We start from the raw sequence: 23,674 nt of genomic DNA, 5'->3' as shown, positions 1-23,674 counted from the left end.
CAGCATGTTGGGAACATACCTATCAAGGCTCTTGCGAATCTCCCCCCGAATCGCTGTATCCATCTGGCTGCTGATACTGATGATGGCTGCCTTGGTTTCAGCTGCGATTTCCTTCTTTTTTTGTGAGAAAGCCCGCTTTTAATTTGCTGCGGGCAGCAGCCGCAGTCTGAGCCTCTGTCAAAGCCCGCTGACGTTCCATAGCTTTTTTCATGGCCCGCAGAGCATGTTCCTGCTCTTTGTCTGTATAATATCCATCAATCGGTATGAGCATAGTAGTCCCTCCTCAGCTGACTGTACTCTTCTTCCAGCCTGTCCCGCTTCCTGCGGAAAGCCTTATCCCTCTTGTCTTCTTCCTCTTCCAGATCTGCTAGACGACGCTTATAGGCCTGCTCTGATCTCCACAGCAGATTTTCCATTTCAGAGAAATAATCTGCCGCATCGTCCGAAGAAGCTGAAAATCGCTGTAATATAAAAGACATCCGGTCTGTCTCCGCATCTACCAGACTTCTTAACTCTCCGGCCCGGTTATCGAGCTCCTCGCAGCGCGCTTCAAAGCTTATCTTTTCAAGTCGGTATTCGTCTTCAAAATCATTCAGCTCCTGAGCTTTTTTGCTGACATCTTCCCAGCTTACATCTTTGCTTTCCATTGCTGAAATTCCCCCGCTAGCTGTGCATCTGTGGCTAGCACCTTTTCAATCGCAGCCTGCAGCTGATGGTCCAGGCGCGCAAACGCTGCTGCCGAATCAGTCATCTGGGCCGCTGCATGAGCAATCTCGGCCTTAAAGCCGTCCACATACTGCTCCCGCGTCACTCCTTGGCTGGCAAAGATGCCCTCCACCTCTTCGGCCGACAGCTCTGTATAGCTGCTAAAGTCAATCTTGGACCAGAGAGCCTCTATTTCTTCATTGGCTTCCTGGGTCAAGGCAGTGACCTCATCTGCTCCGATCTGCGCTACACTGGCCATACTGGAGGAAAGGATCTGCCCCTGCGCTGCATCCAGATAAATCTGCTCTGTGCCGCTGATACGATTGGAAGCCCACTTGGTCTTCAGAGCCCGAAAATGAGACATGCCTTTGAGAGTCTTATCATAGGCTTTAAACACATCGCTTATTAAAGGCTTACTGCCCTTACCATTTATAACCTGACCGCTGGCTGGATCAAATTTCCAAGCATTAATATCGTGGCTAGTTCCGTCTACCCAATATATAACTCCCAATCCACTGTCTGATAATTTTGTACGGCTATTGTACCACTCTGGATTATTCAAATCATTAAAACGAACCACATCGTCATTTTTTCTTCGATAATCAATGAACATGGCAGGATTCTTTTTAATGAACTGTTTCTCTTCTTCCGTCAGAGCCCCGTACTTAAACCAAGCATTAAAGGTGGTTACTGGGATATGGTATTTAGCACCAGCCTTAAGCATGTAAGCCCCTTGTGAATAGCCGGTCAGCTGGCGCACCTCATACCGAGGGTCGTCCATGACCTCCTTGACAAACTGATCCGCCGCTTCATATTGGGGAGAGATGAAATTCTGCCTTGCCTCTATAGCACTAGCTGTATCACGGGAAAGAGAACCAACAGGGTTTATCTTACTCTCAGGATCTGTCCCTGCTGCCACAACAGCCACGCTCTGATAATCCGGCTGACCATTGACAATCGGAGCGACTGCCAGACCCTGGAAACCTGTTTCTTCGTCATTTTTAGTAGCAACAACTTGAAATTCTTTACCACCTGCTTTAATAATATTTGTGTCTCCATCATTTTGAGGATTCGGAGTGACTATTTTATAACCATGTCTATGAGCATAATCAGGATCAACACTATAGACATTCGGATAACGATTTAATCCATTAAGTTCTTTATCTGAGTACATGTAAGTCATTACTGCCCCCCTTCTTCTCCATCTGAATAAACAACAGATACTCTATTTTTTGTCGTCCCTTTATGAGAATTTAGTATAGCCCACTGATCATTTATTTCTTCATTTGTCTCTCCTTGAACTGAACCATTGTCATTCTCTGTTTCATCCAGAGAATGACCTATCCGATATTTAATTTTTTGTTTATCTGAGAATCTAATTTCTACATCACAAGACCATGAACCCGGCGGATAAGTATAATTCGGATTAGTAATCTTAATCTCCTCAATCCCTCCATAAGTATCTTTAAGAGCATCAACCAAACTCATCTCATACTCTCGATTGCGTCTTTCTTCTTTGGATTTGCCAAGCATACTAAACATAAATATCCCTCCTGCGGTGATGATAGCTAATACTAAAACAATAAGCAGCCACTTTCGGCCTTTTGTGAATCCAGATTTTGTCATTGAGCTTGTTCTCCTTTATTTCTATTATACTATAATTTACAACTAAATTACACTAGAATAGGAACAATCGGTGCAACCGCCAGTCCATCAAATCCCGATACTGGGTCAGACTTAGTGGCAACAACACGAAATTCTTGACCATCGGAGGTGGTTATGGTGTTGGTTTCGTTTTTATTATTTGGAGTATCTGTCACAAATTTCTTTTTATTGCGTTCTGAAAATTCTTTATTAACACTATAAACCGCAAAATCTTGGTTTAAATTATTCAATTGATTATCAGTATAATTAAATACCATTATTGCTCTCCTGTTTCACCATTTGAATATCGTACTAATATTGTAGATTCTGTTTTACCAATGTGTTTTTGAAGTATCGACCATTGTTGATCAATTTCTTCATTAGTATTTCCTTTCATAAGACCATCATGGTTTTCATTATAGGTTAATCTGTGATTAATTCCATAAGTAATAGTTTGACTATCATTGAACTGTACTGAAATATCACAAGACCACGAACCCGGTTTGTCATTATAGTAAGGATCCATAATCTTAATCTCCTCAATCCCTTGGTAGGAATTCTTTAAGGCGTTTACCAAACTGACTTCATACTCTCTATTTCGACGCTCTTCTTGAGATTTCCCTAACATACTAAACATAAAAACACCTCCTGCAGTGATGGTTGTGAGTAGCAAAACGATTAGTAACCTTTTACTACTTTTTTTTATTTTAGAATTGTTCATTTGAGTTTTTCTCCTTTTTCTTATTATACTATAAGATTAGTCTATATTACACTATAATAAGAAAAAGTTATTTTACATCTATCAATCATAGTAGGAATTCCTAGGTCCGTTCCCGTAGCAATCACAGCTACATTTTTATAATCTGGTTCGTCGTTGACAATAGGTGCAACTGCCAGTCCATCAAAACCTGTTTCAATGTCAGACTTAGTGGCAACAACACGGAATTCTTGACCATCTGAGGTAGTTATGGTGTTGGTTTCTTCAAAATCAGATGAAGAAGGATTCGGATTAGGAGCTTCTGTAACCAAAGGTTTATTATTTCTCTCAGCGTATTCAGAATTGACACTGTATACATTCTTCCCGTGGTTTAATTCATTAAGTTGTTTATCAGTATAATTAAATACCATTACTGTTCCCCTCTTTCTTTGTTAGAGTATGTAACCGTAACTGTATTAGTTGTTATTCCTTTTCTTCGGTTAAGAAAATCTCGCTGTCCATAAGTCATACGACCATTGTAATTTTCTATCTCATCTAAGTTATGTGGAATTCCATAGAATATTTTTTCCCCATCTTCAAACAAAATATCAACCTTACAAGACCAGTCACCAGGAGGGTTCGTATATGTTGGATTGGAAATTTTGATTTCTTCTATCCCTTCATAGGAATTCTTTAACGCATTAACCAAACTGACTTCATACTCTCTATTTCGACGTTCTTCTTGAGATTTCCCTAACATACTAAACATAAACACACCTCCTGTTGTAATGGCTACGACTAACAAAACGATTAGTAGCCTTTTATGACTTTTTTTATTGCTGGATTTATTCATTTAATTTCTCCTTTTTCTTATTATACTATAAGATTAGTCTATATTACACTATAATAAGAAAAAGTTATTTTACATCTATCAATCATAGTAGGAATTCCTAGGTCCGTTCCCGTAGCAATCACGGCTACATTTTTATAATCTGGTTGACCATTGACAATTGGCGCAACTGCCAGTCCATCAAAACCTGTTTTAGGATCAGCTTTGGTCGCAACTACTCGAAATTCTTGACCGTCTGGGGTTGTGAGAGTATTGATTTCCCCTTTTTTCAATTCATTATCAGGTTTAGCAGTGACAATATTTGTTCTATTTTCTTTACGTTGTGCATACTCAGGATTGACACTATAAACATGCTGACCCTGATTCAGTGAATTTAACTGCTCATCGGTATATCCAAACACCATCACAATTCCTCCTCTGTCCCATCAGAATATCTAACTTTTACACGAGATGTTGTTCGTCCTTTCCTAGAATTAAGAGATGCTTCAAACTTCTCATCTTCCTCATTATATACTCCTATACGAATTTCTTTTGTCTCTTTATTATACGCTAGAACATGCTTAAGAGATACACCATCTGAAAAATGAATGATAATATCAGCTCCCCAACTATCTGATGGTTTAGAAGCGTATTCTGGCGAGCTAATTCTGACCTCCTCAATCCCCTCATAGGAATTCTTGAGAGCATTGACTAAGCTGATTTCATACTCTCGATTGCGTCTTTCTTCCTGTGATTTGCCAAGCATACTGAACATAAATATCCCTCCTGCAGTGATAATTGCTAACAGTAAAACAATAAGCAGCCACTTCCGGCCTTTTGTGAACCCAGATTTTGTCATCGTACTTGTTCTCCTTTATTTCTATTATACTATCATTTCAGTTAAGCCAATCACAAAAAGGAATGATTGCTGCAATCATTCCTCCATATACTCATAACCTAAATGCTCATAGGCCTTGCGGGTCGCCACGCGCCCGGTACGGGTCCGCATGACAAAGCCTTTCTGAATCAGATAGGGTTCATACATGTCCTCAACAGTTTCGCGCTCTTCAGCGATGTTGACCGAGAGAGTCCCCAGACCGACCGGCCCGCCGCCATAAACTTCAATCATGGTTTTGAGAATCTTCTGGTCGACATAATCCAGCCCTTCCCGATCCACATCCAGCATGGTCAGAGCCTGATCCGTTATCTGTCCGTCAATGAGGCCATCCCCCATAATTTGAGCATAATCCCGAACCCGCTTCAGCAGACGGTTGGCAATCCGTGGCGTCCCCCGGCTGCGCAGAGCCAGCTCCTGAGCCGCCTCATGGGTAATAGCCATCTCAAAGATCTCAGCTGTCCGCTCGACAATCTCTGTCAGGTCAGCTTCCTCATAGTATTCCATATGGCCGGTAATACCAAAACGGGCCCGCAGAGGATTGGACAGCATGCCAGCCCGGGTAGTCGCCCCAATCAAGGTAAAAGGCGGCAGATCCAGATGCACACTGCGGCTGGTTTCCCCCGTCCCAATCATAATATCAATGTAAAAATCTTCCATGGCGCTGTACAGAACTTCCTCTACAGCCATGGGCAGACGATGGATTTCATCGATAAAGAGCACATCGCCCGGTTCCAAGTCATTGAGAATGGCCACCAAATCACCAGCCTTTTCAATGACCGGTCCCGAAGTCTGCTTGATATTGACGCCCAGCTCATTGGCAATCACAAAGGCCATGGTCGTTTTCCCCAGCCCCGGCGGTCCGAAAAGCAGGGCATGATCCAAAGCCTCATCCCGAAACTTAGCAGCCTCAATAAAAATTTTCAGCTGATTTTTGACCTTGTTCTGACCGATATATTCCTGTAAATACTGGGGACGCAGAGTGCGCTCTGCCAGCTCCTCATCGCCCAGCAATTCATTATCTAAAATTCTACTCATGCTTACTATTATAGCAGAAAATCAAGAGGCGGACGAATTTCACACATTTTGAAGAGCAAAATAGTCGGACTTCGGCAAACAAGAAAAAAAGCCACCGAATTCGGTGGCTTTTATGGGAGATTATTATGAAAAAGTTTAGGATTTCTATCAAATAAAGTTAGGAGGTCTTCATTTGATACTGATAAGTATACCGCCTTTAGCTTAAAGAAATCTTAACTCAGTATAACACCTCTTTTAAAATATAACATTCGAGTTACAATTCGATAAACATCCTGTCTTTTCTCCAAAAAAATCAAGAAAGACAGACTGCTTTTGCCAAGTCGCGGCCTCGAAACAGCAGATTTGCTGCTTCCTCTCGGGAGTTAGAGAAAGGATTTCTCGCGATAGGACGAGCAAGTCCGCTGCCATCCTGTCCGCTCCTGCCGAACCACTGCTCAAAAAACATCAAAAGCAGACTGAAACATTAGCCGCAGACAACACTGGAGCCGGGCAAGGCGAAGCTCATCTGAATTGAATATTTTCAAAGAGTATCAATGGTACCCTAGAGACTTTCCTCGTTTTGAAGCCCCAAAAAAAGACCACCGGATTGGGTGGCCTTTATGGGAGATTATTATGAAAAAGTTTAGGATTATCAAATAAAGTTAGGGGGCTTCATTTGATAAAGATAAGTATAGCAGTCCAAGCTTAAGAAATTCTTAAAGCAGCTGCTTTCTTTTTGCTTTTTATGATAAAAGCTTTTTCTCTTTTTAAATTGACGGCCATTCTTTGAAGCTCTCTGCTTTTTCAGCAGACTTGTCCAGCCATCGGACGATTCTTTGAACAACTCAATCCCAAATCCCCCACGCAAAAGAAAACTAGTCTTTAACACCGGCAAAATAAACTGTTGTGCTGGTGAATATCTGGCCGGCTCTCAGAATAACGTCAGCCTGCCGGTCGCTGTGGATTGCATCGGGCAGAGCCTGACTTTCTATGGCTAAGCCATTATGCTGCACCATAGGCCGACCCTTCAAGATAACCTTCTCATCCACAACATTAGCCGTATAGAGGACCAGACAGGGAGCCTGGGTCTTAAAGGTCAGCCAGCGGCCAGAGTCCGTATCATAGAGCGAGCCTGCCGTCGTCCGGCTGCGGTCCAGCTCAAAGGGATGGTCCAGACCGGAAACGATGTGGATCTGCTCGTCCTGATCCGCAAAAATATCCTGAAGGCTGACACCTTCCTGCAGGCGCTTGACAAAGCCCGGCTCCCTGTCAGCCTTTTTCGCTGGTATGCCATCGGGTGCAATCGGATACACACCGCTGGTATGAAGCTGCAGGATATGGCGGTCAATGGGCTGCTGAAAATCACCGGATAGATTGAAATAGCTGTGGTTGGTCGGATTGACCAAGGTATCTCGGTCTGTCTGTACCTGATAAGAGATCTCCAGCTCTCCCTTTTCAGTCAAAGTGTAGGAAACCCAGACCTTCAGATTGCCCGGAAATCCGCCGCAGCCATGGGCTCGCTCCGTGTAAAGGGTCAGGCCGTCATCGCTGACTTCTTCCAGTTCGAAAAGACTGCTGTCCCATCCGCTTGAGCCGCTGTGGTTGCAGTTTGGGCCGTTATTGGCTTCCAGCTGATAGGCTCGGCCGTTGAGCTCGAAAGCCGCTCCGGCGATGCGGCCCGCTACCGGACCGATACTGGCACCATACTTGGGACTGTTGCCAATGTAGTCTTCAAACCTGTCAAAACCGACTACAATATTGGCCCAGCGCCGCTGTCTGTCAGGAGTGATATACTGGACCACCGTGGCCCCATAGTTCATGACAGTCAGACGGTAGCCCAGATCATTCTCAAAGGTATAGGTCCGAACTTCCTGCCCTTTAAAGCTTCCAAAAACGGCCTCTTGGTAAGATTTCATGCAAAGCTCCTTATCAAAAATCACGAACCTGCCATTTCCTGTCCTCAAAAGGCAGGTCAAGCTTGTCCTCCCAGGAAACAGCCGTTTGGCGCAGAACCTGATTTAAGTCTTCAATATGCTGCCGGCCGGCTTCATCAAGCCAAGCCTTAGCTGCTTCAGGCCCCTCTTCTGCAAAGACAGAGACCGCTGGCTTCCAAGTTGCCCGACCGCAGAGAACACCATTAAAGAGCGAGCCAGCTTCATGGGCAATTTTCAGCGTCTCTTGGAAGAGCTGAGCGGAAACACCCGCGCTGAGAAAGATAAAAGGAAGGTGGGTCGCCGCTGACTGCTCCCGAAAATAGTCTTTGACTTGGTCCAGACTGTAGACCGGATCCAGCCCTTCCGGAGCAAAGCCTTCTGCAAACTTCATATTGACAGGCACTTCTACCTTGAGAACATCAACATGGTAGCGATTTTCTGAAAAGACCTTCATGGCTTCATTGACCTTGTGCGGCTTGACCCTGGCATAGTCGGCATCCAGAACGCTGCTGTTCTGGGCATCATAGGTCAGAATTTCCAGAAAATAAGGAAGGTCTTCAGCCAAGCATTCGCTGCCGATGCGCTCCACCCAAGCCTGCTTGACGTCATTGATCTCCGGCTTGTCGTCCACATCATAGTAGAGGAGCACTTTGACCGCATCAGCGCCGGCTTCCCTGATACGCCCTACAGACCAGTTGGGCAGCAGATCAGGCAGGCGGCCTTCCGCTGTCGCATCATACCCCGTCTTTTCATAGGCTACAATGAGGCCGCAGTCGGCAGCCCGCAAGTCGGCAGCCGGCAGGCCAAACTCTGGATCCAGCAAAATAGAAGTCGCATAGGGTGTCAGCTGGCTGGAGATTAATTTCTTAAAGTCAATCAGGGCTGAATCGCCTGAAAGAACCTGTTCTCCGCTGGCCAGCATTTTCTTGAGAGAACCCCGCTGGTCAATGGCTAAAGCTCCGATAATCCCCTGTTCATCTGATAATTTTTTTAAATGAGCCACCTTGCCGTGGCTGATGTTTAATTTTTTCATAACATTTCCTTTTTTATACCTGCTCCAAAGGGTGGATGAGAACTCCTTGGACCACACGGTTGACGGTCCCTGTCGGAGATGGCGTATCCGGCCGATTTTTGACCTTAAGCGAGGTCAGGAGGGCAAAGATTTGGGCATAGACGATATAAGGGAAGACCCGATAGCCGTCGTCCAAGATAGGACTCTCCAGCAGCACCTGCTCCACTTGGTCCAGATCTTCGCTGCAGTCAGTCAGCAAGACAAGCCTGCGGGCGATGCGGTCACCAGCCACTTCGCGAATCAAATCCAAATCATAGGCCTTGGTATAGGAATCTGCAGAGCCAAAGACCAGCACCAGCGTTTCTGAGTTGATGAGCGATTTAGGACCGTGGCGGAAGCCGACCGGGCTCTCATACATGGTCGCAATCTGACCGGCTGTCAATTCCAGTATTTTCAGCTGCGCTTCATGGGCCAGGCCAAAGAAAGGTCCTGCCCCCAGATAGATCACACGGCTGTAGTCCAAAGCGACCAATCGCTGTATATCTGCTGCCTGATCCAGCACTTTTTGGCTCAGCGCCTGCACTTCTGCCACCTTTTTCTCTTTGACAGCCACACTTTCCCTGTCAAAGACCAGCAGGGCAGTCAGCAGCATGGAGCTGAAGCTGGAGGTCATAGCAAAGCCGGCATCATTCGAAGCCTCGGGCTGCAGGAGGAGGAGATTGCGCTCATCTCCCTGAGCCTGCTGGGCCAGCTGCCCTTCTGCCGCACAGGTAATCGTGACCTGATAGAGCTGATCGACCAGCTGCTTGGCCAAGTCTACCGCCGCCACACTCTCCGGCGAATTGCCGCTGCGGGCAAAGGAAACCAGCACTGTCGGTACCTCTCGATGCAGATGCACCAAGGGGGTAGCTACAATATCAGTCGTGGCAACAGCGCAAAAGTTCCACTTGCGCTCATCATAAGCCTGTCTCAGATAAGGCAGCAGCGTGTCTCCCACATAAGCCGAAGAGCCTGCCCCGGCAAAAATCACCTTGATATAATCGTGCTTCTCCTCAATCTTGTGAAGAAAAGCGGCAATGGCAGCAGCCTGAGCCTTGTAAGCTTCAAAAGCCTGCTGCCAGACCTGCGGCTGCTGGTAAATTTCCCGGCTGGTGATGTCAGCCCCCAGCTCCAGCAGCTCTTCCTTTGTATAATCTAGCATTTTTTGAATCTTCCTTTCTGTCTCTTGCAAAAAGGGGGCCGGAAACAGCTCCCACCCCCTTCTTATCCTTTTCTCACTCTAGGAAGCTCAATCCTCTGCCGCCTGCCGCTTTGACAGCGGCGCTGCGAAAAGCTCACAGCTACACGGGATTTCGCTGTCCACGAGTATCCTTTTTCATCATATATTGTCTTTTCAGGCAGCCGGCCAGCACTATCCAGACGGCTGCTCTCCCTTTTTATCGTCAGTTAGTTTATCTTTTATTCCGTCCTTAACTCCCTCGGACAGTTTCACTACTAAAAGCAAACTAAAAGACTATATACTCTTTAAAAATCGAAGAGGTGGCTGATACAAAAGAACCTTGCTTCGGATATTTCTTTCGTTTGATTTACAAGCCCCTGCTTTGACAGCAGGCTTTGCTTGTCTTTCTCCACAGCCTCTTTGATGAAGACCGGCTGACACAAACTGCCCTTGCCTGATCTGCATCGGTATCCCTGCCGTCTTCGCTGTTCTTTGAGTATTACTCGTCTTCATCATCCTGCAGGCTGGCTAAAACATCGTTGACTTTGACAATGTTTTCTGCCGCCTTGGCTGGATAATCGACCTCCAAACCTGTCAGAGAAGCATTGATAAACTCAATCACCATGGGCAGATTGACCCCAGCGTAAAGCTCAATGTCCCGGCCTTCCATAATGAAACGGCTGATTACATTGCAAGGAGTGCCGCCCAGGAGGTCCGCAAAGACCAGATAGTCATCCAGATTCTGGACTGTGTCCAAAAATTTAGCTGCGAAGTCTTCTGGACCTTCCTCCGGCAGCAGGGCAACAGCGTGAATGGCCTCCTGAGGGCCCATAATCATCTCTGCGGTCTGCTTCAGCTCCTCACAGAAACGGCCGTGACTGACTAAGATTAATTGTTTGCTCATAGACTGCTCCATTATTCCATTCCCAGAACAAAATGACCAAATGCAGCAAGAGAAACCGCCAGCACAATGATAATCAAAATGGCTTTTGTAGAATTCATACCTTTCTTACCGAGAAGCCAGAAGATGAACCCTGTGAAAATAGCTGGAATCAAACGCGGGAAGATAAGGTTGAGCATATCTTGGAAATCAATGGCTTTTTCACCGATATTCAGCACCCATGATACTTCGAAGTTAATCATCGTCGCTACAAGAGCTCCAACCATGAAGATCCCCAATACAGAAGCCGCCTCAACAAGTGCTGTCAGAGTGCTTTGCATGTTGGTGATGAGATTGACCCCTTCTTTGTAGGCAAATTCCAACTGTTTCCAACGGAAAATGTCATAAGCAACCGCTACAGCAATCCAAAGGAAGATGCCAACAGGGTTTCCTGCAATCGCAAGAGTGGCAGCAATAGATCCCATGATAGCTGGTACAAGTGATCCAAAGATAGAGTCTCCAAGAGGAGCAAATGGTCCCATGAGACCGGTCTTAATACCATTGACTGCATCTTTTGATTTGACACCGTCTTTTTCTTCCATAGCTAGGTCAAAACCTGCAATAATCGTGTGGAAGAAAGGTGAAGTATTGAAGAACTGCGTATGCAGTTTCATCATTTCCTGTAATTCTGGAGTGCCGTCACCGTACATTTTACGCAGCTGAGGCAGCAGCATGTAAAGATAGCCTGAACCCTGCATCCGCTCATAGTTCCAGCCTAATTGGAAAGTAAAGAGGCTGCGCTTATTGATCTGTTTGAAATCTTCTTTGCTTAATTTGTAATTAGAATTCGTCATCTTCAATTTCCCCGCTTTCTGAGTTTGTGCTGGCAGCTGGCGCAGCTGCTGCTGTTCTTTGGCTGTATTTGAAATGCTGTACTGCAAGGAAGATACCAAAGATAGCTACACCAATCATAGACAAGCCTTTGAAGTTGTTGGCAAATGTGATGGCAGCATCTTTTGGAAGAGCTCCAACAACGCTGGATACAGCTTCACCGAGTGACTGAATGTTTGAGTAAAGCACCGTCAGCATCGCAGTCAAGCCAAAACCAAGAGCTAAGTAGTGAAGATTGCGTTTAACCGGAAGGTAACGAAGTAAGATAGCAAACCCGAGTCCTGGAAGCATTCGACCTGCAAGTGTCAAGCCGTCTGCCAGCCATTTGACATTGTTTACAGCGTCAACAACCGCTTGTACAAAGTTGCCGCCCAATGCCAAAGCAAGGAAGACCGGAAGTGCACGAGACAGAGCCCAAGGAAGTGCACCTAAGAGATAGTTGCGCTCAATGCCTTTATAGTCAAAGCGTTCAACTGCTGAATCCACACGGTGTGCGAAGTAAGTAGTTGTCATACGTCCAAGGATATCTGTATAAACGAGCAAGGCAGCTACAGGTACAGCAATTGTAGAGATTGCGATATCTGGCTTGATGCCCTGTGCTACTGAAAAGGCTGTCGCAAGAACGGCACCGGAAGTGGCATCGATCCGGGAAGCGCCCCCAAAGGTACCGACACCGAGTACGAAGAGCTGCAGATTTCCACCGATCAAGAGACCGGTGGTCACATCGCCCATGATCAGACCGGTGATAAAGCCGGCAAAGACAGGAGAACCTGCAGAAGAAACGATTGTCAGCTCGTCACAGATCTGATAAGCTGAGTACAAAGTAAGTAGTAAAATTTGCCACCATTGTATCATGACAATGACCTCCTAAAATTTTTCTTTATTTTAATAGTTTCATGAAGTCTTCAACTGGGTCGTTGGGAACCATTTGAGCCGTCAGTTGGACACCCTTTTCATGCAGTTTATGAAAAGCCTCCACATCTGCATCCAGGACATTGATGGAGCGGGTAATGGAGCGGGTCTCATCTGACTGAGACATATTGCCGACGTTCAGCGTTTCCAGCGGCACACCAGCCTCTACCAGACGCAGGAAGCGGTCGGGCTTCTTAGCCACGATAAAGAGGCGCTGCGAATCATACTTGCCGGCCAGGATATTCTCTGCCGCCTTGGCAACCGGCAAAATACTTAATCGGACACCGGCCGGAGTGGCTAATTTCAGGCCGCTCTTTTCGATGTCATTCTGAGCAACATCATCGTCAATGACCATAATGCGTGAGATATTGAGCTTGGTAGTCCAGAGATTGGCTACCTGTCCATGGATTAAACGCCCATCGATGCGGGCACCTACGATTGTCATAGATTTTCCCCCTTTATTGTTTTAAATGTAGGTTGGTTAACTAAGTTGATGGAATCTTTGTACTCCCCTTCGGTTTCAAAGATAATGATGCGGTTGCGGCCTTCTTTCAGCAGACTGTGCGGAAGATAGAGCGACAGGGTCGGTCCGACCTTCCAGAAACGGCCGATATGGACACCGTTGACAAAGGCGACCCCCTTGCCAAAGCCGGTCAGATCCAGATAGGTGTCGTGAAGCGCTTTCATTTCAAAGTCAAAAGCGTAGAAAGCCGGCTGGTCTTGCTGCCAGTCCTTGGAAAAGTCAATCCTGTCCGTCCGATCCAGCGGCAGCGGATAGTGCTGCCAGTGGAGCAGAAAGTGCAGGTCCTTGCAGACGCCGGTCCGAATGCCCTTGCGCTGCGTCTCAGCCAGCAGCTTGTGGCCGTAGTTGACCCGGCCCATATTTTCCAGCAGGATATCAATCCGCTGGCGGCCTTTCTTCTGACCGGCGGCCAGAATCTCCTGACCAATCTCTGTCTGGTACTGGCTAGCGGCCAGCTGGCCGTTGACATAGAGCTGCAGGCGGTCACGAGCGTCAATGACCCTGATCTTTTCCTGGTCAGCATCCCAGACTGCTTCTGTCCGATAGAGCAGGTAGCCGACATTCTGACCCAGCTCCTCCATTTCCAGAGGATACAGGCTTTCCTCAGGCTCTGCCAAGTCCGACAGGGTCTCAAAGAGGCTGACCTTCTGGCTGAGCGGAATATCCCTCAGCTCACAGCTTTCTTTGACCAGCGGCTCCATTTGCGGATACTCCGGATAATAGGTCTGCAGCATCCTGCGGACAGCCTCATATTTAGGCGTCGGATTACCTGCTTCATCCAGAAGGGCATCGTAGTCATAGGAAGTCACCTGCGGCAGATCGCGAGTCCCCCGGGCTGAGCAGCCGTTCATAAAGCCAAAGTTGGTGCCGCCGTGAAACATATAGAGATTGATGGAGCCCAGCTCCAGCACCTCGCGGACAGCCTCGGCCAATTCCTCAGGGTCACGCCGGATGACCGGCTCTTTCCAGCGGTTGAACCAGCCATCCCAGAACTCCATGCACATGAGCGGCCATTTCTTGCCATGCTCTGCAAAAAATTCCTGCATCTGAGCGAAATTATAGGCGGCTTTGGAGCCAAAATTGCCGGTCACAAAGAGATCGTCATCAATCAGCGTGCCGGCCCGCAGCGTTGCCCGCCAGGGACCGTCCGAGGTGAAGAGCGGACAGGTCACCCCGCGCTCTTCCATGAGCTGCCTGACAGCCCGCAGATAGGCCTTGTCCTCACCGTAAGAGCCGTATTCATTTTCCACCTGCATCATGAGAATATTGCCGCCATTATCCAGAAGCCTTGGCACCAGCCGCGGCAGCAGCGCATCATAATAGCTGGCCACAGCCTGCAGGAAGCCCTCATCGGAGGAGCGGATGCGCAGATTTTCATTCAGCAGCCAGGCAGGCAGGCCGCCAAATTCCCACTCCGCACAGATAAAAGGCGAAGGGCGGACGATGGCATAAAGCCCCAAGTCCTGAGCTGTCTGCAAAAATCTCTCAATATCCAATATCCCTTGAAAATCAAACACTCCCTTTTGAGGCTCGTGCATATTCCAAGGGAGATAAGTCTCCACTGTATTAAATCCCAGAGCTTTTAGATTATAGAGCGAGTGGTACCAATCCTGGGGCTGAACCCGAAAGTAATGAATGGCACCCGATAAAATCTTAAACTCCCGGCCATCTAAGCGAAAAGAAGGACCTATTTCAAATCTTGCCATGTCTCTATCCTCTTTGTTGAAGCCGCTTTCATTTCTTATTAATATTAATATACTAAATTTTTGCATAAATGTCAACATTTTTTTAAAAAATATGTTAAAATCTTAATAAAGAGGGATAACTAAAAGAGAGGTGAATACAATGGCTATTCCAAAATACCAACAAATCAAAGATGAGCTCAAGCAGCAAATCATTTCTGGCAACTTTGAAAACGGTGATAAATTCTACACCGAAGCTGAGTTGATCAAGATGTTTAATGTCAGCTCCATCACTGTCGTCCGTGCTTTGAATGAACTGGCCAATGACGGCTATATCATCCGTCAGCAGGGCAAGGGCACCTTCGTTTCACGCGCCAGAAAGCACAAGCTGGTTGAGTTTTCTGATGTGGAAACCTTCCCTATCCAAAAGGATAAGGTGACCGTTCTGTCCATCAAGCGCGGCAATGATCTGAAAATCCTGGATAAGCTAGAATTGGCTCCGACACAGTTCTACTACAAGATTGACCGCATCAGGAGAACCGGCGATAAAGTCTATATTTATCACCAAACCTATATTCCTGAGCAGTATATCAATCCCAACTATCCGGATCTGGACTACTACAGCTCAATCTACAACCGCTTCAAAACAGACTACCACATTCACATGAATGATGAGCACTTTGAAGAAATCAATGAGATTGTCTTTCCGACACCCAAAGAAGTTGCCAAAACATTAGAAATTGACAGCAACTTCCCGACCGTGCATCAGGTCAAAATCACCAAGCTGGAAAATACCGGACAAATCCTTGAATACAGCGAAACCTATAAACGCGGCGATTTCTTCAAGATTAAGTTCATTTCCTGCAATCGGGACCACTGATGAGAAAACGATAGCTATCTTAGCTGTCGTTTTTTTGCAGTTTGCTTACTTCTATTATAAACTGACCTATACCAATTTGCAATCCCTCTAGTTGATTTTTTATAAAAAAATGTCAAAAACAAACAAAAAATGAGAGACGGCACCTTTTCAAGCTGATTCAGCGGAGAAAGAAGGGAAAATCTGTTTGTTTTCGGTCAGACTTGGACTCTTAAAGCAAGGCGACACTGATGTGGTTTGAATTTGATTTTCATTGAGTATAAGACTTGCTGGCAAGATCGAAGACTCCTCCTGACCGATTTTTTATACAGGGGCTGAGACTGACTCCCATCTCAGACTGTTGGAGCTGACGTGGTTCGAAGAGTATAAATGACTATAAAAGACCCAGACCAAAGCCTGAGTCCTGCACTGATTAGAAGGCGGCGGGCTGCTGCTTCCGCTGACATTGCCAATCAGAAAGCAGCGAATGTTTGCCGCCTCTTTGCCCTTATTTCTTTATTTCTAACTCACGGACCTGAAGCAAAACAGCGGGCAGATCCGCTCCAGCCTGAAGAAGGGCTGCCGCTGTATAGGCCCCTTCTACCAGAGGGACAGTCTGAATGAGGATTTCCTTGTCAGAGAAGTCCGCAGCCATTTCCAGATTCATGCGGGCGGAGCCCAGATCGTAAAAGGCCAGAATCCGTTCCTTATCATTGGCGGCCAGGGCGGCCGTAATACCGTCAAAGCTGGTCCCGATACTGCCGTCTTCCAGACCGCCCACATAGCTGACAGCCACATCGGCCGCCACCTGAGAGATCAGGTCAAAGACGCCCTGAGCCAGATTTTGGGAGTGAGAAACGATGAGAATGCCTGTATCTGCCATCAGTCTGCCTCCGTTTCCAAGAGGGCCTCAAAGAGGAGGCCGGAAGAGGCCGCCCCCGGGTCAATGTGACCAATCGAGCGCTCACCCACATAAGAAGCACGCCCCTTGGCAGCTTTCAGATCCTTGGTTGCTTCCACCAGAGAGAGGATTTTTTCATGCGTCAAGTCCCCAGACTGCAGGGCCGGAGGAATCTCCTCCCAAACGTCCACCATGGTCTTCTCACCTCTTGCTGCCTTGCCCCGCTTCTGGATCATATCCAGCCCAGCCTGAATGACTTCTGCCAAGCCCTGCCCTTCTTTTTCAGCCTTAGCCATGCCCATAAAAGCGGAGCCATAGAGAGGTCCGGAGGCGCCGCCGACCTTGCTGATCAGCTGCATGGAAACGGCCTGAAAAATCTCTGCCGCGCCGGCACAGTCTTTAGCAGCCAGATCTGCTGCCGCTGCCGCCATTCCCCGAGCCATATTGGCTCCGTGGTCTCCATCGCCAATGGGTGTGTCCAATTCAGACAGGTAGTCCTTCTGCTCCTGAATCTTATCATTGAACAGCTCTATCCATTTTCTTGCTTGTGCTGCTTCCATAAATACCTCCTTACCAAGCTGCAGTTGTGACCGGACTTTCGAGAGCTGCCAGCCAGTCAGGATGGTTCAGTTTGATAAAGGTCAGGGAAATCCCCGCCATATCAATAGAGGTCATGTAATTGCCCACTTTCTTGTAAACCGCTTCGACCCCAGCCTGAGCCAGAAGATGCGCCACGTCCGCCGCAAAGACATACTGCTCCATGAGCGGCGTTGCGCCCATGCCGTTGATGAGAAGGCCAATCCGGTCTCCCGCCCGCAGATCAAAGGACTGGCTAAGCTTGTCCACCAATTCCCGGGCCAGCTCCTTAGACGGCTGCATCTTTTCCTTACGGTAGCCGGGCTCGCCGTGAATGCCGATGCCAAATTCAATCTCATCGTCAGCCAGCACGAAGCCTGGCTTGCCGACTTCCGGCACCGTGGCTCCGCTCAGAGCCAAGCCGACCGTGTGGATATTGCTGACCAAGTCATCCGCCAAAGCCTTTATTTCTGCCAAAGATTTGCCTGCACGCGCCGCATGGCCCAGAATCTTGTGAACCAAAATCGTGCCTGCCACACCGCGCCGGCCCTGAGTATAGAGGCTGTCCTCTACCGCAATGTCATCGTCCACCACGACACCGGCTGCCTCGATTCCCTCCATCTCAGCCAGTTCCTGAGCCATTTCAAAGTTCATGATGTCGCCGGAGTAGTTCTTGATGACCATGAAAACCCCAGCGCCTTCGTCTGCTTCCTTGATAGCCTGCAGGATCTGATCCGGTGTCGGTGAGGTAAAGACCGCACCGCAGACAGCTGCCGACAGCATACCGTCACCGACAAAGCCGGCATGAGAAGGCTCATGCCCGCTGCCGCCGCCCGAGATCAGTCCGACCTTTCCCGTCTTCTCGCTCTTGCGGGCAATGATGTCAAAACCTTCCACCCGATAGACCAAATCACTGTGCATGTAGGCCAGCCCCTCCAGCATCTCATCGACCACAGCCGCTGGCTCATTGATAATTTTCTTCATAGGTGTCCTCCGTTTCTCGACGCTTTCAGAAAAGTTCTGGAAAAGACAGACCAGAAAGAAAGCGCTGTCATTTTTGATGTTATTTTAACATTTTATTTTACCGAAAGCAACTGCCCGCCCTGAGTCAGAATCGGCAGGAAAAGCAAGATGATCTCAAAAGGGCAGGCTGCGGACCTAGGCTCCCTTTCATCCGCCTCTGCCAACTGCAGCCTCAAATTTCTTGACAGAAAAAAGTAGACAGTGTATACTAAAGATAGATAAGTAGACAGTGTATACTTTTAAAGGAGCAGCCAGATGAAAAGAAACACCGACCAGCTCAAAGAAAAGCTGATTCAGACCGGGATTGAAGAAATCCGCAAGCACGGGATTGAGCAGTTCTCACTCAGAACCGTGGCCAAGGCCTGCGGCGTGACCCACGGCAGTCCTTACCGCCACTTTGAGAGCAAGGAGGGCTATCTGAGGGTGGTGCTGGCCCAGCTTTCGCTATTTCTCCATCAAAAGATTAACCAAAACCTAGATCAGACGGCCTCTGCCCGGGTGCAGCTGACCCAGCTTGGCCTGAATTTCATTATTTTTGCCAAGTCCTACCCTCATTTTTTCGAAGCTCTCTTTATCAAATTTCCTTTTAAATATATGAAGGTCAGTCAGGATACGATTTTGTTAGAGTCGGACCTGCCGGGATTTGACCGCTTTAAAACCATTGTTTTGCAGCTGCGCAGAGAGGAAGGCTTCAGCAACAGCGAAGCGGAGTCCCTTTTTCACTTTTGGAGCTTTATCACCGGCCTAGCCGTTCTGGCCAACAGCCCTATCGGGCAGGACCTGGATACGCAAGCCATCCAAAGCACCATCGACCACATGCTAGACATTTATATCAAAGGAGAACAATCATGAAAGTTCTGATTATTTACAGCTACCCCAGCCCCACCGGTTTTAATCCGGCTATTCTCAAAGAAGTTCAAACCAACCTTTCTAAAAAGCACGAGGTGAAAACTGTGGACTTGTATGCCGAAAATTTCGACCCGATTTTGCGCTTTGACCAGGACCATAAACGCCGGGACCTGCACAAAGATCCCGAAATGGCGCCCTATCGGGACTTGATTGCTTGGGCCGACCATCTGATTTTCATTTTCCCTATCTGGTGGAGCGGCATGCCGGCCATCCTCAAGGGTTTTATCGATCGGGTCTTTGCGGCGGATTTCGCCTACTCTTATAAGAAAGTCGGTCTGGAAGGCCACCTGCAAGGGAAATCGGGCTGGATCATCACCAGCCACAATACACCTGCCTTTGCTATGCCCTTTGTCCAAGACTATGGCAAGGTCCTGAAAAATCAAATCCTGAAACCTTGCGGCATCACTCCCGTCAAGCTGACCGAGCTCTGCGGTGTGGAAAAGAAGACGGACGAGCAGCGTCAAGATATGCTGAAGAAGATTGGGGAGATGGCACGGACTATCTAATTTTACTAAAATTATTTTTCTTAAGTGGTGACGGACGTCAGCGAACTCCGTTGGAGTTCCATGACTAATAATTGAGCCTACAGTCTCAATTATTCCGTGCTACATAGCCGAGTCTCAGCTATGTAGCTTTCACCACGGCGAAAAATAACTAGTAGTCTATGTTTTTCTCAAATCACAAAATCCTAATCTTGGCAGTCACTCTATACTTTTCCCAACAAATATATTTTAATAGCGAGCCACAAAAATAGACACTTTCCTCAAAGCGCCTATTTTTTTATGTGTTTTTAGTCCAACCCCACACGCTTGAAGATTTCATCCACGCGCTTGGTGTAGTAGACTGGGTTGAAGATTTCGTCGATTTCTTCCTGAGTCAGGCGGGAAGTGACTTCTGGGTCGGCTTCGAGGAGCGGCTTGAAGTCGACTTGATTGTCCCAGGAATGGGCGGTCTTTGGCTGGACCAGATCGTAGGCCTGCTCGCGGGTCATCCCCTTTTCGATCAAGGTCAACATAGCCCGCTGGCTGAAGATAAGGCCGAAAGTCGAGTTCATATTGCGCTTCATGTTTTCTGGGAAGACCGTCAGATTATTGACAATATTGCCGAAGCGGTTGAGCATGTAGTCGATCAGGATGGTGGTGTCCGGTGCGATGATACGCTCTGCGGATGAGTGGGAAATGTCGCGCTCATGCCAGAGAGAGACATTCTCAAAAGCCGTCACCAGATGGCCGCGGATGACACGGGCAAGACCGGTCATGTTTTCAGAACCGATAGGGTTGCGCTTGTGCGGCATAGCTGAGCTGCCCTTTTGCCCCTTGGCAAAGAATTCCTCTACTTCACGCTGTTCAGACTTCTGCAGGCCGCGGATTTCCGTCGCCATACGCTCGATGGACGTGGCAATCAGAGCCAGAGTAGAGAAGTATTCGGCGTGGAGGTCGCGCGGCAGGACCTGGGTTGAAATCTCCTGCGGACGGATACCTAATTTCTCACAGACATAGCTTTCCACAAATGGCGGGATATTGGCAAAATTCCCCACTGCACCGGAGATTTTCCCAGCTTCCACACCGGCAGCCGCAATCTCAAACCGCTCGATATTGCGCTTCATTTCGCTGTACCAGGTCGCCAGCTTGAGCCCGAAAGTCGTCGGCTCCGCATGCACCCCATGGGTCCGGCCCATCATGATGGTAAACTTGTGCTCCCGGGCCCGCTCAGCGATGATGTCAGTGAAACGGCGCAGGTCCTCGCGGATGATGTCATTGGCCTGCTTGTAGAGGTAGCCGTAGGCCGTATCCACCACGTCGGTCGAGGTCAGGCCATAGTGGACCCACTTGCGCTCCTCGCCCAGGGTCTCCGACACTGCCCGGGTGAAGGCCACCACATCATGGCGGGTCTCCTGCTCAATCTCCAAGATGCGGTCAATATCAAAATCCGCCTTCTGACGAATCAGGGCCACATCCTCCTTGGGAATCTCACCCAGCTCCGCCCAAGCCTCATCAGCCAGAATCTCGACCTCCAGCCAAGCCCGGTACTTGTTTTCCTCAGTCCAAATGTTCGCCATCTCAGGGCGTGAATAACGGTTGATCATGTTGTTTCTCCTATTCTACTGGCTTGTTTGAGATTTAAATGCTATTATTTCTTCAAAATTCATGGCAGAATCTTTAATTTCAGCATTAACTTGTTTAATTAAATCCTCCGCTACAAACTGAAATAATGCTTTATCAGTATGATTTTCTAATTGAAATTCAATAAGCTGTCCAGTTTCAATAATATAGTCAAAAATTTTATCAAAAAAATCTTTTAAATCCGTTGTCTCTTCACTTTCTAAATTTATCGAACAGTCAAGGATTTCATTCTCTAGTTTCAATCCAAATCCATCACCCAAATCATTAAATTTCAATGTGAACACCTCAAATTCCATATATATCCCTCCTATTAGAAAACATTTCTTCACTACCTTCTAAATGTAATAAAGCAACCTTTTCCCATTTCAATTTTTCCGATTTACTGTTTTCCAATGTGTTACTGTACATATTACCAACATAAAACTCTGGTTCTTCATTTACAACATCATAGGAGCTGTAAATTGTTTGGCTAGGTAATGTATTAATTGCAATATTAGCATTATGAGTTGATATTATAACTGTCTTTCCTCTATCCCTTAATTCTTTGATTTTTGGAATAAGATAGGAACTAATATATTTATTTCCCAATCCTCTTTCTATCTCATCAAATATATAGAAATCATATTGGTTATTTTCTAAAATTGCACTTATTGATAGTATCGCTTTTTCACCCTCCGATGGTATATAGCTCTTTCTATTTCCATTTTCATCAATTAAAAAAATTTGATATGAATGTTTTATAACCTTATTAACAAAATCATCTATCTCAGTAGCTTTTTCTGACGCATTAAAATACTGGTTAATCCTGCGAAAACTGGTACTAATATCAAAATGATTAAATTTTTTCATTAGTGCTCTTCGAGCAGGTAAACCATTTTTATCAAAAATAGATTCGGAATTAAAGATTTCTGTTTCCGGTAATACTTTTATTACCGATTCTATCTGAACTTCTCCTTTCTGTGGTAACTTACCCAATGAATTGACTTTAGTATCTTCTATTTCTTTAAACAAATCTTCTAACAATTTGTTATATTTAATTCTACTTAATCTCTTTTCAACTAACTCTGAAAATTTGATATGTGTTGGGGCGGAATCTGATCCTGTTTGTTTTTTTATACTCTCTTTAATGCTATCAACCGAATGAATTATTCCCTTATTTGAAAAAGCATTTTTAATATGATTATTTGCTTCCTTCAAAACATCTTGTTTCAATCGCTTTAATTCGTCATTCAAGTTTTTTCTGTTCACTGAATCCCTATTCACAGTCTCATTAATTTCTCTAACAGCATTGATTTTCTTAAAATTTCGATCTGTTTCACTTAGAACCATCGTAATATCTTCTACGTTAATAGAAACAGATATCCTAGAATCTCTTTTACAAATTCTTTCTGCATTTTTGTTGCTTAACACTGATTTTCTAAATTTAATTATTTGTTCTAACCCATCATATTTATTTAATTCTGAATAGTCAAATAGAGTTCGAATTGTTTCCTTAATTTTACTTTTCTTTTCCTCATCAATCACAACCTTATCATTTAATTCATTAATTATGTCATCATATTCTATATTATAATCTTTACCTTCATGAAAGAAAACATTTTTTCCCAAATCTTTAAGTGTTGGATATACATAATTTTTAACGAATATTGTTTTACCAGCTCCTTTTTCTCCAAAAATAATATTTATATCTTCAAATATTTTTATCGATTTTCTTAAATTAGGGTATCGTTCTTCATCACCTTTTGTGATTTCATAATGTGTAGTACCTTCTAATATAGTTTTTATAAATAATGCTGGATTTTCTGCAAGTCTATAAAATTTCGCAAAAGAGTCAATTTTATATTTTATTTCAGGTAATATATACTCACCATACAAATTCCAATCTTTTACATCACTACCAAACAATGCTAAATCATTATGAGAATTAATTATCCCCATTGCTTGTATATTTTTCGGCTCTAACACGATAATATAACCGTCTAAATCTTCTCTTAGTTTATTGGCTTCCTCTATAGTTAGCCCTCTTTGTTTATCCTTTGAATAAAAATGTGGTATTACAATAATTTCAGTCGGTAAAAATGATTTAATTTGAGCAATAAAGTCTTTATAATCTATAATATAATTATCATAATTTCTAGTTTCTTCATCAAAAACGTTGTCGAATTGTTGTATTTTTTCTGGACTAGCTATTACAATTATATGTCTATGTTGCCCATTGTATAAAGTGACGTCGATCTCCATACCCGGGAAAATTGTTAATTCATCATCCAGTTCTCTAATCTTTCTATATTCCCCAATATCAAATTTATTATGATTAGTTATTGCACAAATTTCGACACTATTCTCTCTCATCTTTTCTACAAAATCTTCTGGCGAGATTTCTCTCTTTTTCCCATCACCTTGTTTACAACTTTGTGTATGAATATGTAAATCTATTTTCTTCATT

The 23,674-nt window shown here is 45.7% G+C and carries 28 protein-coding genes; 3 read left to right on the top strand and 25 right to left on the bottom strand.

Annotated elements, in window-relative coordinates; all coding sequences use genetic code 11:
- Positions 1-97: 97 nt before the first annotated feature.
- The 19 genes from STRDD11_RS14790 to STRDD11_RS12250 all read right to left on the bottom strand — a co-directional run bounded on the left by STRDD11_RS14790 (position 98) and on the right by STRDD11_RS12250 (position 14,864).
- On the bottom strand, positions 98-271 hold the full coding sequence (locus STRDD11_RS14790) for a hypothetical protein (RefSeq protein WP_241209458.1): 174 nt from the start codon (positions 269-271) through the stop codon (positions 98-100).
- Entirely contained in the window at positions 255-647 is a 393-nt protein-coding gene (locus tag STRDD11_RS12335; protein ID WP_128837555.1) for a hypothetical protein, read from the bottom strand. Before STRDD11_RS12335 ends, STRDD11_RS14790 begins: the two co-directional genes overlap by 17 nt.
- Positions 629-1,888, bottom strand: coding sequence for a hypothetical protein (locus STRDD11_RS12330; protein ID WP_128837554.1), 1,260 nt, complete (start codon positions 1,886-1,888; stop codon positions 629-631). The genes STRDD11_RS12335 and STRDD11_RS12330 overlap by 19 nt, the downstream gene beginning before the upstream one ends.
- Positions 1,888-2,331 (bottom strand): hypothetical protein, encoded by a 444-nt coding sequence (locus tag STRDD11_RS12325; RefSeq protein ID WP_128837553.1) that lies wholly within the window; start codon positions 2,329-2,331, stop codon positions 1,888-1,890. The genes STRDD11_RS12330 and STRDD11_RS12325 overlap by 1 nt, the downstream gene beginning before the upstream one ends.
- A 47-nt stretch (positions 2,332-2,378) precedes the next feature.
- Positions 2,379-2,627 carry a hypothetical protein gene (locus STRDD11_RS12320; RefSeq protein WP_241209457.1) on the bottom strand — a complete coding sequence of 83 codons (249 nt, stop codon included), beginning with the start codon at positions 2,625-2,627 and terminating at the stop codon, positions 2,379-2,381.
- Entirely contained in the window at positions 2,627-3,070 is a 444-nt protein-coding gene (locus STRDD11_RS12315) for a hypothetical protein (protein ID WP_128837552.1), read from the bottom strand. The genes STRDD11_RS12320 and STRDD11_RS12315 overlap by 1 nt, the downstream gene beginning before the upstream one ends.
- Positions 3,071-3,111: 41 nt before the next feature.
- Complete coding sequence (locus tag STRDD11_RS12310; protein WP_128837551.1) at positions 3,112-3,477, bottom strand: hypothetical protein; 366 nt, start codon at positions 3,475-3,477, stop codon at positions 3,112-3,114.
- A complete protein-coding gene (locus STRDD11_RS12305) occupies positions 3,477-3,899 on the bottom strand; it encodes a hypothetical protein (RefSeq protein WP_128837550.1) in 423 nt (140 codons plus the stop codon). Before STRDD11_RS12305 ends, STRDD11_RS12310 begins: the two co-directional genes overlap by 1 nt.
- Positions 3,900-3,937: 38 nt before the next feature.
- Positions 3,938-4,300, bottom strand: coding sequence for a hypothetical protein (locus STRDD11_RS12300; RefSeq protein ID WP_128837549.1), 363 nt, complete (start codon positions 4,298-4,300; stop codon positions 3,938-3,940).
- On the bottom strand, positions 4,300-4,734 hold the full coding sequence (locus STRDD11_RS12295; protein ID WP_128837548.1) for a hypothetical protein: 435 nt from the start codon (positions 4,732-4,734) through the stop codon (positions 4,300-4,302). The genes STRDD11_RS12300 and STRDD11_RS12295 overlap by 1 nt, the downstream gene beginning before the upstream one ends.
- Before the next feature lie 75 nt (positions 4,735-4,809).
- On the bottom strand, positions 4,810-5,808 hold the full coding sequence (ruvB, locus tag STRDD11_RS12290) for a Holliday junction branch migration DNA helicase RuvB (protein ID WP_128837547.1): 999 nt from the start codon (positions 5,806-5,808) through the stop codon (positions 4,810-4,812).
- Positions 5,809-6,662: 854 nt separating this feature from the next.
- Positions 6,663-7,703, bottom strand: a complete 1,041-nt coding sequence (locus tag STRDD11_RS12285) for an aldose epimerase family protein (RefSeq protein ID WP_128837546.1) — start codon at positions 7,701-7,703, stop codon at positions 6,663-6,665.
- 13 nt (positions 7,704-7,716) lie between these two features.
- Positions 7,717-8,754, bottom strand: a complete 1,038-nt coding sequence (lacD, locus tag STRDD11_RS12280) for a tagatose-bisphosphate aldolase (protein ID WP_128837545.1) — start codon at positions 8,752-8,754, stop codon at positions 7,717-7,719.
- A gap of 13 nt (positions 8,755-8,767) precedes the next feature.
- Entirely contained in the window at positions 8,768-9,934 is a 1,167-nt protein-coding gene (locus tag STRDD11_RS12275; RefSeq protein ID WP_128837544.1) for an SIS domain-containing protein, read from the bottom strand.
- Positions 9,935-10,451: 517 nt separating this feature from the next.
- Positions 10,452-10,856, bottom strand: a complete 405-nt coding sequence (locus STRDD11_RS12270; protein WP_128837543.1) for a PTS sugar transporter subunit IIA — start codon at positions 10,854-10,856, stop codon at positions 10,452-10,454.
- Positions 10,857-10,867: 11 nt separating this feature from the next.
- A complete protein-coding gene (locus STRDD11_RS12265; RefSeq protein ID WP_128837617.1) occupies positions 10,868-11,686 on the bottom strand; it encodes a PTS system mannose/fructose/sorbose family transporter subunit IID in 819 nt (272 codons plus the stop codon).
- Entirely contained in the window at positions 11,673-12,578 is a 906-nt protein-coding gene (locus tag STRDD11_RS12260) for a PTS mannose/fructose/sorbose/N-acetylgalactosamine transporter subunit IIC (protein WP_128837542.1), read from the bottom strand. Before STRDD11_RS12260 ends, STRDD11_RS12265 begins: the two co-directional genes overlap by 14 nt.
- A 25-nt stretch (positions 12,579-12,603) precedes the next feature.
- On the bottom strand, positions 12,604-13,080 hold the full coding sequence (locus STRDD11_RS12255; protein ID WP_128837541.1) for a PTS sugar transporter subunit IIB: 477 nt from the start codon (positions 13,078-13,080) through the stop codon (positions 12,604-12,606).
- The gene (locus STRDD11_RS12250; protein ID WP_128837540.1) at positions 13,077-14,864 is read right to left on the bottom strand and encodes a glycoside hydrolase family 35 protein; all 1,788 of its coding nucleotides are present in this window, start codon (positions 14,862-14,864) and stop codon (positions 13,077-13,079) included. Before STRDD11_RS12250 ends, STRDD11_RS12255 begins: the two co-directional genes overlap by 4 nt.
- Positions 14,865-15,003: 139 nt before the next feature.
- Here STRDD11_RS12250 and STRDD11_RS12245 point away from each other — a divergent pair, with 139 nt between their 5' ends.
- Complete coding sequence (locus STRDD11_RS12245) at positions 15,004-15,720, top strand: GntR family transcriptional regulator (RefSeq protein WP_128837539.1); 717 nt, start codon at positions 15,004-15,006, stop codon at positions 15,718-15,720.
- Between the two features lie 484 nt (positions 15,721-16,204).
- Here the strand turns inward: STRDD11_RS12245 and dhaM are convergent, their stop codons facing one another.
- From dhaM to dhaK, 3 genes are read right to left on the bottom strand one after another with little or no spacing between them, the layout of a single operon-like run.
- On the bottom strand, positions 16,205-16,579 hold the full coding sequence (dhaM, locus tag STRDD11_RS12240; RefSeq protein WP_128837538.1) for a dihydroxyacetone kinase phosphoryl donor subunit DhaM: 375 nt from the start codon (positions 16,577-16,579) through the stop codon (positions 16,205-16,207).
- Positions 16,579-17,157, bottom strand: coding sequence for a dihydroxyacetone kinase subunit DhaL (dhaL, locus tag STRDD11_RS12235; protein WP_128837537.1), 579 nt, complete (start codon positions 17,155-17,157; stop codon positions 16,579-16,581). The genes dhaM and dhaL overlap by 1 nt, the downstream gene beginning before the upstream one ends.
- Positions 17,158-17,167: 10 nt before the next feature.
- Positions 17,168-18,157: a dihydroxyacetone kinase subunit DhaK gene (dhaK, locus tag STRDD11_RS12230; RefSeq protein WP_128837536.1), complete on the bottom strand. Its 990-nt coding sequence runs from the start codon at positions 18,155-18,157 to the stop codon at positions 17,168-17,170.
- Positions 18,158-18,451: 294 nt separating this feature from the next.
- Here dhaK and STRDD11_RS12225 point away from each other — a divergent pair, with 294 nt between their 5' ends.
- Together STRDD11_RS12225 and STRDD11_RS12220 are read left to right on the top strand one after the other, a co-directional pair.
- On the top strand, positions 18,452-19,048 hold the full coding sequence (locus STRDD11_RS12225) for a TetR/AcrR family transcriptional regulator (RefSeq protein WP_128837535.1): 597 nt from the start codon (positions 18,452-18,454) through the stop codon (positions 19,046-19,048).
- On the top strand, positions 19,045-19,611 hold the full coding sequence (locus STRDD11_RS12220) for an NAD(P)H-dependent oxidoreductase (RefSeq protein WP_128837534.1): 567 nt from the start codon (positions 19,045-19,047) through the stop codon (positions 19,609-19,611). The genes STRDD11_RS12225 and STRDD11_RS12220 overlap by 4 nt, the downstream gene beginning before the upstream one ends.
- Before the next feature lie 284 nt (positions 19,612-19,895).
- Here the strand turns inward: STRDD11_RS12220 and purB are convergent, their stop codons facing one another.
- The 3 genes from purB to STRDD11_RS12205 are packed head-to-tail and all read right to left on the bottom strand — an operon-like array spanning position 19,896 to position 23,673.
- Positions 19,896-21,191, bottom strand: a complete 1,296-nt coding sequence (gene purB, locus STRDD11_RS12215; protein WP_128837533.1) for an adenylosuccinate lyase — start codon at positions 21,189-21,191, stop codon at positions 19,896-19,898.
- 15 nt (positions 21,192-21,206) lie between these two features.
- Positions 21,207-21,524 (bottom strand): hypothetical protein, encoded by a 318-nt coding sequence (locus tag STRDD11_RS12210; RefSeq protein WP_128837532.1) that lies wholly within the window; start codon positions 21,522-21,524, stop codon positions 21,207-21,209.
- Positions 21,514-23,673: a PHP domain-containing protein gene (locus tag STRDD11_RS12205; RefSeq protein WP_128837531.1), complete on the bottom strand. Its 2,160-nt coding sequence runs from the start codon at positions 23,671-23,673 to the stop codon at positions 21,514-21,516. The genes STRDD11_RS12210 and STRDD11_RS12205 overlap by 11 nt, the downstream gene beginning before the upstream one ends.
- Position 23,674: the final 1 nt, after the last annotated feature.

Source organism: Streptococcus sp. DD11 (assembly GCF_001578865.1).
Classification (GTDB): Bacteria; Bacillota; Bacilli; order Lactobacillales; family Streptococcaceae; genus Streptococcus; species Streptococcus panodentis.
Note: the sequence above shows the minus strand (reverse complement) of the source record. Positions and strands in the feature narration are given on the sequence as shown.